General features: G+C 35.5%; 12 protein-coding genes. All 12 read left to right on the top strand.

What is annotated here, in order from left to right; all coding sequences use genetic code 11:
• The first annotated feature begins 2 nt into the window (after positions 1-2).
• The 12 genes from B7990_RS11895 (at position 3) to B7990_RS11835 (ending at position 13,657) form a co-directional block, all read left to right on the top strand.
• Complete coding sequence (locus B7990_RS11895) at positions 3-1,292, top strand: CDP-glycerol glycerophosphotransferase family protein (RefSeq protein WP_088641147.1); 1,290 nt, start codon at positions 3-5, stop codon at positions 1,290-1,292.
• The gene (locus B7990_RS11890; RefSeq protein ID WP_088641146.1) at positions 1,293-2,279 is read left to right on the top strand and encodes an acyltransferase family protein; all 987 of its coding nucleotides are present in this window, start codon (positions 1,293-1,295) and stop codon (positions 2,277-2,279) included.
• 71 nt (positions 2,280-2,350) lie between these two features.
• On the top strand, positions 2,351-3,451 hold the full coding sequence (locus B7990_RS11885) for a glycoside hydrolase family 99-like domain-containing protein (protein WP_088641145.1): 1,101 nt from the start codon (positions 2,351-2,353) through the stop codon (positions 3,449-3,451).
• A 5-nt stretch (positions 3,452-3,456) separates the two neighbouring features.
• Entirely contained in the window at positions 3,457-4,704 is a 1,248-nt protein-coding gene (locus B7990_RS11880; protein WP_217897548.1) for a glycosyltransferase family 4 protein, read from the top strand.
• Positions 4,701-5,765: a polysaccharide pyruvyl transferase family protein gene (locus B7990_RS11875; protein ID WP_088641144.1), complete on the top strand. Its 1,065-nt coding sequence runs from the start codon at positions 4,701-4,703 to the stop codon at positions 5,763-5,765. The genes B7990_RS11880 and B7990_RS11875 overlap by 4 nt, the downstream gene beginning before the upstream one ends.
• Positions 5,758-6,516 carry an acyltransferase family protein gene (locus B7990_RS11870; protein ID WP_088641143.1) on the top strand — a complete coding sequence of 253 codons (759 nt, stop codon included), beginning with the start codon at positions 5,758-5,760 and terminating at the stop codon, positions 6,514-6,516. Before B7990_RS11875 ends, B7990_RS11870 begins: the two co-directional genes overlap by 8 nt.
• Before the next feature lie 301 nt (positions 6,517-6,817).
• On the top strand, positions 6,818-7,048 hold the full coding sequence (locus B7990_RS11860; protein ID WP_088631029.1) for an acyl carrier protein: 231 nt from the start codon (positions 6,818-6,820) through the stop codon (positions 7,046-7,048).
• Positions 7,045-8,496: a class I adenylate-forming enzyme family protein gene (locus B7990_RS11855; protein ID WP_088641141.1), complete on the top strand. Its 1,452-nt coding sequence runs from the start codon at positions 7,045-7,047 to the stop codon at positions 8,494-8,496. Before B7990_RS11860 ends, B7990_RS11855 begins: the two co-directional genes overlap by 4 nt.
• A complete protein-coding gene (locus B7990_RS11850; protein ID WP_088641140.1) occupies positions 8,493-10,298 on the top strand; it encodes a Coenzyme F420 hydrogenase/dehydrogenase, beta subunit C-terminal domain in 1,806 nt (601 codons plus the stop codon). The genes B7990_RS11855 and B7990_RS11850 overlap by 4 nt, the downstream gene beginning before the upstream one ends.
• 6 nt (positions 10,299-10,304) lie before the next feature.
• On the top strand, positions 10,305-11,843 hold the full coding sequence (locus B7990_RS11845; RefSeq protein ID WP_088641139.1) for a lipopolysaccharide biosynthesis protein: 1,539 nt from the start codon (positions 10,305-10,307) through the stop codon (positions 11,841-11,843).
• Positions 11,836-12,672: an aldo/keto reductase gene (locus B7990_RS11840; protein WP_088641138.1), complete on the top strand. Its 837-nt coding sequence runs from the start codon at positions 11,836-11,838 to the stop codon at positions 12,670-12,672. Before B7990_RS11845 ends, B7990_RS11840 begins: the two co-directional genes overlap by 8 nt.
• A gap of 1 nt (position 12,673) precedes the next feature.
• A complete protein-coding gene (locus B7990_RS11835) occupies positions 12,674-13,657 on the top strand; it encodes a hypothetical protein (protein ID WP_141099273.1) in 984 nt (327 codons plus the stop codon).
• The last annotated feature ends 62 nt before the right edge of the window (positions 13,658-13,719 follow it).

The following is a 13,719-nucleotide window of genomic DNA, read 5'->3' as shown; positions in this document are numbered from 1 at the left end:
GAATGTTTATTCGAATTATGAGAAAGCTGTTTCGTGTTAGCAGCAACGCTCTCTTTTTAATGTGTAATCAATTAAAGACGAAAAATAAGAAATCAATTATGTTTTATCCTCATGGAAATTGTAGGTACGATGGATATGACATTTTAAACGGAGAATCGTCAAATGTTCTTTGTTTATTCAATAGTATATTGAATGATGAAAAATTTAAGGATTATGAGCTGTTTGTTGTTTATTATCACCGAGAGCGATTACAGTCGTATTTGACGTACATCCAACAGAATTCTAATAGAAAAGTCAATTTTGTTTTTATTGATGACGAATCTTCTGTTCGGAATGCAGTATATAACAGTTATACTATCTTCACAGATAACGATTACATTCGAATTCAGTATAGGGTGAAGTCGCAAAGAATTATTTGTCTTAATTATTTTGGGGGGCTTATTAAAGGTGAGTTTTATCGATGGATAAACTTTGGTGGTTTCAAAACGATGATTGCAGAACAGAAGGAAACGTATAGACTTTTTGATTATCATCTTTCTATTTCTGATATTTGTTCAAAATTTATCGCATTAGATAATTGCCATTATTACCCTCGTTTTATATCTCTCGGATTTCCTCGTAATGATATCTTTTTTAAAGATAATTCAAAATTACGAAAACAAATAAAGGAAATTGTCGGTTTTAATGTTGAAAAAATTATAACGTATGTACCAACTCATCGAGATTATGAATGTCCAGGAAGAGCTCTTTATGATGCTTCTAAAACGAAAATGCGTTCAATTTGGGGACATGTGGGCAAAGATGAATTGGCTAGTTTAGAAAAAAAATTGGAAGACACAAATACTCTTATCATAGCGAAGGTTCATCCTGTACAACAAGCTAAGTCTCAGGTTATCTCAAAAGATGAATCAAAGCATATTCTTTATTATAGTGATTTAGTAAAAAAGGTGAAAACGAGTCTCAATCCTTTGCTTGCAGTATCCGATGCCATCATTACAGATTATACAACAACAGTTTATGATTTCTTGTACACAAATCGTCCTATAATTTATTATTTCTATGATATTGAGGAGTACCGTGCAACACGGGGATTCTTTATAGAACCGATAGAAAGTATCTGTGCTGGACATATAACATACACTTTAAGCGAATTGTGTTCTGCAATTTCTGATTTAAACGAAGGAAAAGACCCTTATGCCCCAAAAAGAAAATTTTTGCAAGAGCTTTTTATAAGGTATCTTGATGGAAATTCTTGTGAAAGAATAAAAAACTTTTTCTTTGGAGATAGGTAAATGATTGTCTTTCTTTTACTGATTGCTGCTTTATGCTTGTACAAGATCAAAATAGCAAATAACAGATATTTTGATGATTTTCTTGAAAGAGAGCAGACAAATTCTATAAAGGGTTTGTTTATTCTTTTAGTTTTTTTACGACATTCATTGCAGTATGTTGTAAAAAGTGGTTATAAATTTAATTCATTCGGTGATTCAACAGTTCTTTCCATAAATTGGGAGCTAGGTCAGCTTATTGTAGTTTTGTTTCTTTTTTATTCTGGTTATGGAGTTATGGAAGCTATCAAAAACAAGGGTGATGTTTACATAGCAAAAATGCCAAGAAATCGTATTTTGCCAACTCTGTTAAATTTTGATATAGCAGTTCTTTGTTTCATTATAGTTGATTTGTTATTAGATATCCCCATAAATTCTACTCAAGTCTTATTGAGTTTTATTGGATGGGTTAGTGTTGGAAATAGCAACTGGTATATTTTTGTAATTCTAATTTGTTATACAATAACATATTTGTTTATAAGGAAAGAAAAATATTTTTGGGGATTATTTTTAATCATTGTTGTTGCTGCAATTCTAAAATTTTCAGGAAAGGCTGAATGCTGGTATAACACTATATTATCTTATCCCGCAGGAATTTTATTTTCGAGGAATAAGCAAATGATTGTTTGCTTATGGAAAAAACACTATTGGAGTATTTTATTTACTTTCGTTCTATTTTTCTGTGTGTTATTTCCTTTCAAATCAGATTGTATATCGCTAAAGTACAATATTTTATCAGTATTATTTGCTTTTATTGTTGTTCAAATAACGATGAAAATCAAAATTTCTAACAGTATTTTATGCTGGTTAGGAATTAATTTGTTTCCGTTATACATTTATCAAAGAATACCTATGATTTTGCTGAGTAAAAAAAATGTTTACAGTGGAAAATCCGTTGCTATTTATGATGGTGTCTTTAATTGTTACTGTTTTTATGGCTTGGCTATATAGGTATTGGAAGGTAAAATGATTTTTTTTTCTGTTAACATTTTTATAATCAAAAAGATATATAGGGTCTAAGTATGTCAAATTCAAAAGTTATAGCTTTTTATCTACCTCAATTTTATCCTACTCCAGAAAATGATGAATGGTGGGAACCTGGTTTTACTGAATGGACTAATGTTGCGCGAGCAAAGCCACTCTTCAAAGGGCATTACCAACCACGAATTCCTCGGGAATTATCTTTTTATGATTTGCGGGTTCCTGAAACACGAGAGCGTCAGGCTGAATTAGCTCGTGAAGCAGGATTGTACGGCTTTTGCTATTGGCATTATTGGTTTGGTAATGGCAAGAGACTTCTTGATCGTGTTTTCCGTGAAGTTGTTGAAAGTGGCAAGCCAGATTTTCCATTCTGTCTTTGTTGGGCTAATCATAGTTGGTATAAAAAAACATGGGTTGCGGATGCTCCGGATAAAATTCTTGTTGAGCAAACGTATCCGGGGGATGAAGATTATATAGCTCACTTTAAAGAATTATTGCCAGCTTTTAAGGATTCACGTTATATTCGAAATTCAGAGGGTAAACTCGTGTTTGGAATATTCGCTCCAAAATATTTTAAAGATTTTAAAAATTTTAAAAAAATATGGAATTCTCTTGCTGAAGAAAATGGTTTGAACGGATTTGAATTTTTTGCGTATACGTTTGCGAAGAAAACTTTAGATTTTGTAAAACCAATGTGCTATGATCGGGTTGTTTTAGACGCCTTGAAAGATTCTTTTGAAGAGGGGAAAAGGTTTTCATTTAAATGGTTAAAACAGAAAATTAATCAATTAATGCATAAACCTCAGTATTTGATAACATATTCGAGTTATGTTCATTTTGCATTAAAAAGATTTAAGGAAATGTCTGGTGTAACGCCTTGTATATGCCCTATGTTTGATCATTCGCCGAGAAGTAATGGTCGAGGTCTTATTCTTGATAAAAATAATCCTATACTATGGGGTGAATTGTGTTGCAAAACAAAAAAACTAGTTGAATCAAATGCTTGTGATAATGATAAAATGATTTTCGTTAAAGCATGGAATGAGTGGGGGGAGGGAAATTATATGGAGCCAGATTCTCGCTTTGGGAGGGCATACATAGAAGAGGCTGGAAAGGTTTTTGGGAAAAATACTAGGGCTTGAAAATTATGAAAAAAGTTTTGTTTATATTACCGTCTTTTCCATTCCCTCTTTTTTCAGGAGGTGATCAGGCGATGTACAACGGCTTGATGTCTGTAAAAAAAGATGTTGAAGCTTTTTACATATATCAAGAACCCTTTCGTAATAAAACTTTTTTTGAAAAAAAAGCAAAAGAAGCTGGTTTAGATCATATTTTCCTCATTCCTCAAAAAATTAGTTTTGGGAAAAGGTTGTATGTTTTTCTGAAAAGAAAGATATATAGAATCATTAAACAAATTCGCTTAAAATATGAAGGTGTTGATTATGCATATTCTAGCATAGTAAATGTTTTTTCTTTGGACTCGTCGAAAAATCAATACATCCAATTTATAAATGCTTGTATAAAGAAATACAATATTGATGTTGTGCAAATGGAAATGTGTTCGTGTTTGCCTTTTGTTCTTGCATTGCCTGCAAATGTGAAAAAAATTTTTGTACATCATGAAATTAAATTTGTTGTTGATGAATTAAAGCTTCAAACACTTGGTGTTACTCCTTATCGGCATGCTGTTGCAGAAATGTCAAAAATACAAGAGATTGGTCTACTAAATAAATGTGATGCAATAATTACACTATCAGATATTGATAAAAAGAAACTAGAGCAAGAAGGAGTTGAGGTTCCTATTTATTCTTCTGTCGCTGTAGTAAATACAGAAAATAATATAAGAAATTCTTATAAAAGCAGCAACATTTTGTCATTTGTGGGACCGTCAACACATTCCCCCAATTATATAGGTATTAAGTGGTTTCTTGAAAATTGTTGGAATGATTTGTTAGAAAAGGATCCTTCTTATACTTTAAGAATTATTGGCGATTGGTCAGAGGACAAAAGGAATGAAATTTTACAGAAATATAAGAATGTTGAATTTCTAGGTTTTGTTCCTAATCTTGCTGATGCCCTGAACAATACGATAATGATCGTTCCTATTACTGTGGGTAGTGGAATTCGAATGAAAATTCTAGAAGCATCAAGCTTAGGAATTCCTTTTGTTAGTACAACTGTTGGCGCAGAAGGGCTACCGTTTGAAAGTGGTAAGGATTGTTTTTTGAGCAATACTCCTGAAGCATTTGTTGAATCTATTTTAAAATTGAAAGACAAATCCTTACGTGAAAATTTTGCGCAAAAAGCTAATACTATAGTCAAAGAAAAATATTCAATGGAAGCTTTGAGAAAAAATAGACTTGAAATTTATGATAAGGTATTAGGCTTGAAATGAAAATAGCTCTGCTAAATTTGCCTATAGATGACAACTATGGCGGCAATCTGCAAAGATTTGCTCTTGTTAAGGTATTAAAAAATATGGGGCATGAGGTAACGCATTTATTGACGATGCGTAATTTTAGTCTTTCGAAAACGGATTTTATTAAATTTACTATTAAAAGATTAATTCTGCGTTTTGTGTTTCGGAAGAAGGTGCGTGTTTTTGCTGAATTGTATGCTCAAAAACAAAACATCTCTAACTACAAGCGAATTAAGCCCTTCTATGACAGATACATAAAACATACAGAACCAGTAAATGACTGTAATGTCCTAAAACAATACAATTTCTTTGATGCCTACATTGTAGGATCCGATCAGGTTTGGAGAAAACAAATTGTACAGCCGTTTCCTTTAAAAATGTTCCTATGGGATTATTTACCTTCAACTGAAAAAAAAATTGCCTATGCAGCTTCTTTGGGCAATAGTGACCTCGAATTGGATAAAGCAGAAGCAGAATCACTAAGGAAATACTATAATCAATTTTCTGCGGTATCTGTTCGCGAAAAGTCTGCTTTGAATGTGTTGGATAGTTATGGTTGGACAAGCCCAAAGGCTGAATGGCTTGTTGATTCCACATTACTCTTAAAAAAAGAAGACTATCTGGATGTGATAAAAAATGCAGATACAACTCCTATGGATGGAGAAATGTTCTGCTACATATTGGATTCTACGCAAGAAAAAATGGACTTTATTGAGCGAGAAGCAAATTCGCGAAATATGAAGTCTTTTATCACCGGTTTGCACGAAATATCAATAGAGCAATGGCTTCGCAATTTTAATGATGCCAAGTTTATTGTAACCGACTCCTACCATGGTTTTGTTTTTTCATTGATATTTAACAAGCCTGTAAAACTATTCCTTAACGAATTCCGTGGGAACGCTCGCTTTGAATCACTTTTTGAGTTGCTTGGAATTTCCAAAGATCAAGAATCCTTTGATTGGAGCGAAATTAATGCGACTTTAGCAAACGAACGGCAAAAATCATTGAATTGGTTAAAAGGAGCCCTTAATGCTTGATTCTGTAAATGCTTTTTTGAACCATCCTTTATACGACTATGACAAGCAAAAGACTAATATATTAAAAGCTGCATTCCCTTTCCTTATTATCATTCATCATTTAGAAAAATATCATCTTCCTGGTATAGGTATATTTAGTTGGATTGGAATTTGGGTGATGTATCTTTTTTTTGCCATGTCTGGTTATGGACTTGTTATATCGTACATCAAGAAATCTGACTATATTAATGGCTTTCTGAAGCGTTCTATTCCAAAGCTATTTATACCATATTTGATTACTTTCATTTTATTTGTGATTTATAGATTCATTGAAGGAATTGACCAAATTGAGCTATTGAAATCTGTGGGACTTCTTGCGTTCATACCGACATCCTGGTTTATCTACATATTGGCTCTATTTTATGTTTTCTTTTTCATAGTATTCAAATATGTGAAATCAAGTACAATTATAAAGGTATTTTTTTTATCGGCTTTAGTGATTGCCTATTGTGTTATAGCTCCTTATGTTGGATTTGCTCACTGGAGGTATGATAAATGCCCTGCATTTATTGTTGGAATGGTATTTGCATTGGCTAATAGCTCGATAAAAGAAAAATATGTCAGATGGCACGCTTTTGCTGGTGTTGGTATTCTATTGTGCATTATGAATTTGCCCTTAGGACATGGGCTTGATCCCTATTTATATTCATCAATCATGTTTATGTTGATGTTTATTTTGCCATATAGGGAGGGGGGGGGGGTGCTCGTATGAGTACCATTGTAAGTTTCTTCAGTCAAATATCTCTAGAAATGTTCATTATCCAGTATATTCCAATTTATCTAGTTATGGATAACTTGGCTTTTGATAAATCGTACTCATCAACATCGATAATAGTAGCTTTGGTTCTGTTGTTGGATGTCTTTTTTGCGTGCGCTGTACGAAAAATTAAACTTTTTTTGGTAAAATAAAGTAACCATTGATAAAAAATATCTTAAACGTTAAAATTCTATTTTTATTTTGTTATTTTTTTTGTTGCTGGTTTTAGTCTAAAGCCTATTTGGGTAGTATCATTATGGAAGAACAGATTATTAACGTCATTGCTAAAGTTCTTGAAGTTGAACCGTCCTCTATAGAACTCGATTGTGGCATTGGTGATATGCCAGAATGGACTTCAATGAATCACTTGAATATCATTGCAAACCTTGAAAAAGAGTTTTCCATTAAGTTCAGTCAGTCCGACATCATGGATTTAGAAGATATTTCCGATCTTGTCACCCTCACCCAAAAACTCGCCTCAAAATGATTTCGGTTGAGCAGTCCATATTTGAGTTTGCCAAGCAAAATCCTCAAAAAATCGCTTTAAAAAGCGGTAAAACAACAGTATCGTATGGTGAATTGGTAAATCATTGCCTCGATGCAAAAAAATATTTTGAGGGCATGCCAAATTATCAAAATGGCTCATGCGTTATCTTGGCTGCAGGAAAACAGGTTGAATTTGCATACGCTTATTTCGGAGCACATTTGGCAGGACTTAAAGTAGCCCCCATTGACCCAGAAACAAATCCGACCCGCTTTGATTTTATTGCCCAAACACTAAATCCTTTTGTTGTCATCGGTTTTGATAAAATTCGAGGACCTTGGGTAAATAAATCTCTCAAGGATTTTTCCTTCCAAGAAAGCGGACTTCAATCGGAGGTTGCTTTCCCCGATATGGACTCTGTGGCTGACATTCTTTTTACGACAGGTACAACGGGAACACCCAAAGGAGTTCCCCTGACGTTTAAAAACGAAGCGGCAGCAGCTCGAAATATCAATGATTTCATTCGCAATAAAACCGATGATGTTGAGTTGCTAGCACTTCCCATCAGTCATTCCTTTGGACTCGGACGCGTTCGTTGTTGTTTGTCCAATGGGCAAACATTGATTTTGCTCGGAAGTTTTGTGAACGTCAAACGTATTTACAAAAGCTTTGAAGAAGATGGCGTAACAGGTTTTACGATGGTACCTTCAAGCTGGAAATTCCTGCAAAAGATGAGTGGCAACCAGCTAGGCAATTATGCGTCCCAACTCAAGTACATAGAAATGGGCAGTGCCTATTTTTCCGAAAGTGACAAAAAAGAACTAGCTTCGCTTTTACCAAACACCCGCGTAACCATGCACTATGGTCTTACCGAGGCTTCTCGTTCCGCATTTATGGAATTTCACGAAGATGCAAATGCTTTAAACAGTGTTGGCAAGGCCTCTCCAAACACGGATATTCAAGTCTTTGACGAATCAGGCAATATGCTGCCATTAGGAGAAGAAGGTGAGATTTGCGTTAACGGTGAGCATGTAACGCTGGGCTATCTCAACCATCCAAACAGCGATGTTTTCTTCGGAGATTACTTTAGAACCGGTGACTGGGGAACCAAAAACTCTGATGGTTACATATTTCTGAAAAGTCGCAAAAAGGAACTCATCAACGTAGGTGGGAAAAAAGTAAGCCCTATTGAGGTTGAAGAGCAGCTAGCCTTGATTCCCGAAATTGCTGAATCTGCCTGCATTGCTGTACCTGATCCGGGTGAAGTTCTTGGCGAGGTCGTGAAAGCATGTCTTGTGGCTAAACCGAATGTAGTGCGCCCAACGTTTGAAGTAATAGCTTCTGCTCTGTTGGGAAAACTGGAAGGTTATAAGATTCCGACCGTTTATGAGTGGGTTGACGAAATCCCCAAAACATCTAGCGGAAAAGTTCAACGCGGGTTGCTTAAATGATTCAGATAACCAATAAAGAACAATGCTGCGGTTGCAATGCTTGTGGTGATATTTGCCCCAAGGGGGCAATTTCATTCCTACAAGATGAAGAAGGATTCTGGTATCCGAAAGTCGATTTGGAAAAGTGCGTAAACTGCGGCATGTGCAACAATGTTTGCCCGCTCCAGAATATGGACAAAGTTAAATCCGCAGAAAAACTGAATCCGCCCAAAGTTGTTGGTGGATTCCATAAAAACATTGCAATCCGCTTCGATAGCACTTCCGGTGGAATTTTTTCGGCACTAGCCAACGCAATGTACAAAGATGGCGGATATGTAAGTGGCGCTGTCCAAAACGAAGACTTGACTGTATGCAACTTTATATCAAATGACAAAAGCGATTTGGCACGTTTACGCAGCAGCAAATATGTTCAAAGTTCCGCAATCGGCCTTTATAAAGAAATCAAAAGACTCCTTGTTGCTGGTGAAAAGGTTTTGGCTTGTGGTTCGCCTTGCCAAATGGGTGCTTTGCGCAGCTATCTCGGAAAAGATTATGAAAATCTGATTGTTGTTGATTTCCTTTGTCGCGCGACGAATTCACCTAAGGCATACCGTAAATACATGGATATGCTTGAAAAGCAATATGGCGGCAAGGTTGTCTATGTCAAGGCAAAGAACAAAGAACATGGTTGGCATAGTCTAGCGCGTAAAGTGGTTTTTGACAATGGCAAGGAATATTACGGTGAAGGCCACGATGACCATTACCGTCGCGGCTATCATTGGAACATGTTTGAACGCCCATCTTGCTATGATTGTAAATTTAAGGAAATTCCGCGTAATTCAGACATCACACTTGGCGATTTTTGGGGCGTTGAGAAGGTGGCTCCCGACTTGGAGCAGAATCTTGGTACATCGATGGTGATGCTCAATACTCCAAAAGGAGAAGCGTTTTTTGAAAAGATAAGAAGTAAACTCGTTTGTCGCGAGTTTACTGTAAATGATATTTTGCCAGGTAATCGTTCTGCTCTTCTTGAGCCGGTCAAGTATCCTCCAATAGACCGAAATGCTCTGTTCAAAGATATGGATACAATGCCCTTTGATGAAGTTGCAAACAAGTATTTTCCAGGGCATACGCACAAGGTGACTTTCAAGTCTAAAATTAAAAACTTACTTAGATTTTTATATCACAACAAGAAAAAGCCGTTTGATGTATTAAGAACTTTGCATTATTGTTTCCTTAATAAGCATGTCAAGGCGAATATTTTAAATGGCGATATTTTCACAGTCAAGAGCCATTGTGCCATTGATTTACGCGGTTCGGCAAAGATTGTAGTGAACAAAGGCGCGTTTACATTCGGCGAGAAACGGAACTTCAAGACAAAAGAAGAAACGGCTCTTCTGATTGAAGATGGCGGAACGCTCCAAATCGATGGTAAAAACTTCATCAAGACAACAAGCGATATACAAATTTTCAAAAATGCACTTTTGAGGTTTGGACCTGGTGCGACCAATATGGGTTTAAAAATTGTCTGTTCCGAAAAAATTTGGATAGGAGACCACACCCGCATTGGTCGTGATGTCTGGATTCGTGATAATAACGGTGGGCACAAGATTATTCAGGTCGGATACAAGGACAAGGCACCTGTTATTATTGGCAATTATGTTTGGATTTGTTCTGGCTCTCAAATTATGAAGGGCGTGACAATCGGTGATGGTGCTGTGATTTCAGCGAATAGTGTTGTGACAAGCAATGTTCCTGCACATTCAATTGTCGCAGGAAACCCTGCTAAGGTTGTTGCAGAAAATATTTATTGGAGACCGTAGAACCGAATGGCTGAAGAAAGTGCAAATAAGAGAATAGCCAAGAATACGATATTCCTATATTCTAGATCGCTATTAACAATGGCGATTTCGATATTCTCGTCACGGATAATTTTACAGGCTCTTGGTGTTGACGATTATGGACTTTATGGTGCTATTGGTAGCATTGTGACGATGTTTTCCATTATCAATAATACGCTTGCTGTTGGAACAAGTCGCTTTCTAACATTTGAATTAGGCAAAGGTGATGACGAAAAGTTAAAAAAGACCTTTAGCGCAGCATTTGCGATGCATGTTGCAATGGCTGTCGCTTTATTTATCCTGCTAGAAACAATAGGATTATGGTTTTTAAATAATCGGATGCAAATCCCCGAAGGACGTGAATTTGCTGCAAATGTAATTTTTCACTTGTCTATTATTTCGTGCATGTTTGGCTTGACGCAGGTCCCATATAATGCGTTAATTGTAGCGCATGAAAAAATGAAAATCTATGCTTATATCGGTATATTTGAAGTCGTGTTTAAGCTTGCTTTGCTTTTTGTATTACTCTATGTTCCATTTAAAGATAATTTGATTGCTTTTGGAATAATTGTTGCTGCGTGGGGGATTGGTTTGCAAATTTTTTATCGTTTTTATTGTTATAAGCGATTTCCAGAAAGTCATCTTGGAATATGTAGAGATAAATCTATTTACAAGAGTATGCTTTCGTACTCAATGTGGGATTTTGTAGGACAGTTTTGTGCGAGAGGAAATGGTCAAGGCGTCAACATTCTTGTCAATATGTTCTTTGGTGTGACTTTAAATGCGGCAAGAACTGTAGCGTATCAGGTTGAAAATGCGTTAACGACTTTCAGTGGTAATTTTTTAGCAGCGGTAAATCCTCAAATAGTAAAAGCTTATGCCCAAGAAGATTATAAACGTTTTTTTCAGTTGATTTTTGAATCTGGAAAATTTGCATATTATTTATTGTTTATGCTATCTCTTCCTGTTTTTTTAGAAGCTAAATTTATTCTATCAATCTGGTTGGTTGAAGTTCCTGAATATACAGTACTTTTTTTGAGATGTATTATAGCAATAACATTATTTAGAATATTGGTGCGCCCACTAATAAATGGCGTACACGCAACAGGTAACATAAAAACATTGAATTTGACAAGCGGAGTTTACTCTGCATTGACTTTTTTACCTATGACATATTTGTTGTACAAAATGAGTTTTCCTGTTTGGACTTGTTTTGTTGTCCAAGCTTTTAATGGAATAGTGTGTACATATTTGGAAACGAGAGCTTTATACAAGAACATTCAATTTAACATGTGGAAATATTTTCTTAATGTCCATGTTCATTCTATAGCGATTTCGTTACTTGCGACGGTTTTCCCATATGTTATTATAAAAAATATGGAGGAAGGTTGGCTTAGACTTTGTTTCACTACAATATTCAGTGTTTTTTCAACCGGTTTATGTGTGTATTATCTTGGCTTATCAAAAAATGCTCGAATAATGATGAAAGAAAAACTTGTTGAAAGGCTTTGGAAAAGAAATGCATAACATAAAATTTCATAATGGTATTGAATATCCACCAATTATCATGTCCACCAATTGGATGGATTACCCAACTATGAAAAAGGTTGTAACTGCGGGCCTAAAAATTGGCTTTAGAGCCTTTGATACTGCACGTGATTACCATAACGAGCATATTGTGGGTCGTGTTTTAAAAGAATGTCTTGCAGAACAAAATATTGATCGTAGTGAAATTTTTATCACAACGAAAATTGGCAATAGCCAACAACGTCTTGGAAATATAGAGGAACAACTTGAAATATCCCTGAAAAACTTGCAAACGGATTATGTGGATTGCTGGATGATGCATTGGCCTTACCCAAATTTTTTTATCGACACTTACCATAAGATGGAAAAAGTTTATAAAACTGGAAAAGTTCATGCGATTGGAATGGCAAATTATCACGTCCGTCACTTCAACAAGCTGTTTGAGGCAGGAATAGAAATCGTTCCGCATTGCGTACAATTTGAGCATCATCCCATGCGTGTTGCCCAAGACATTCTTGATTTTTGCCAAAAACACAATATTGCAATACAAGCATATTCTCCTTTATGTCGCATGATTCCTAAAATAAAGGAATCTCCTATTTTAAATAGGATTGCAAAGAGGCTCAATAAAACAGTAGGCCAAATTATTTTGCGATGGCATTACCAGCACCAGAGTATACCTTGTTTTAAGTCTACAAAGCCAGAACGCCTTGCGGAAAATTTTAACATTTGGGATTTTGAATTAACCGAAACCGACATGGAGCTGATTAATTCCATGGATGAAGATTACAAGTATCATCTTGAATCGGCTAGTTGCCCAGGATTTTAATATGATAAGAAAGATTTTTCGTAAATTAAAACATATTGCATTGATTCCATTAAAAATACTCAGCAAACCTATTTACGCAACGGAATGGTATAAAGGGTTCTTTGTAGGAATCGACGGCGAAACATACCCAGACAACAACTGGTATCGTAAACATGAAGAACGTAATTTTGACTTAATCAATCTAGGTAGTAGCGGAGGTAAATGGGCTTTTGATTACTCTGGATTTAACATCAAAGCCATGAATTGGGCTCAGCAACCCCAAACACTTTTAGAAGACTTTAATCTGCTGCGCAACTATCATTCTATCCTGAAAAAAGGCGGAATTGTTCTTATCACAATAATGCCGTTTACAGGATTAAACAAAACGACAGGCGTTAGAGATGCCATGAAATATTTAAAGATTGACGCACAAGACCCCATTCAACCAGTTGAAATAAAAAAGGCTCGCCTATATACTCAATATCCTATTTTAATGGGCAAGCCTGCAATTAAATCCGTTATCAAGCATTGGCTAGGTAAAGAACACATTGCATCAAATTCAAAGTCAAAAGAAAATTTGGAAAAAAATCCCATGTCAGGCACTCAATTAGAAGCTGATGCCAAACGTTGGATTGACGGATGGAAAAAACAATTTTCCATTGACGATTTTGAGGCACCTCTAACAGAAGATAATCAGGTAGGTCGCGAATACCGAATCAAACTAATGCGTGAATTGATAGACTTTTGCATAGAAAGAACTTATAAACCTGTTTATGTGATTCCTCCTGTAACAAAGCATTTGTCTCAATACTACACCCCAAGATTTGAAGAAACGTATATATATGGATATCTTCGTTCTGTTGGACGCGATATTCCCTTATTAGATTATAGCAAAGAAGAAACTTTTCAAAAAGATGAATTGTATTTTAATTCCTTCTTCTTGAATAAAAAGGGAAGATGTGTTTTCACGAGAAAAGTGCTGGAAAGATTGCATTTGTGTTCTTGAATTTAAAAATTTTTTATCATAGATTTTAACACTATATGTTTCTTATGTAAACCCAAGCAGTC

Origin of the sequence: Fibrobacter sp. UWB4 (assembly GCF_002210345.1) — a bacterium.
Taxonomy (GTDB): Bacteria; Fibrobacterota; Fibrobacteria; order Fibrobacterales; family Fibrobacteraceae; genus Fibrobacter.
Note: the sequence above shows the minus strand (reverse complement) of the source record. Positions and strands in the feature narration are given on the sequence as shown.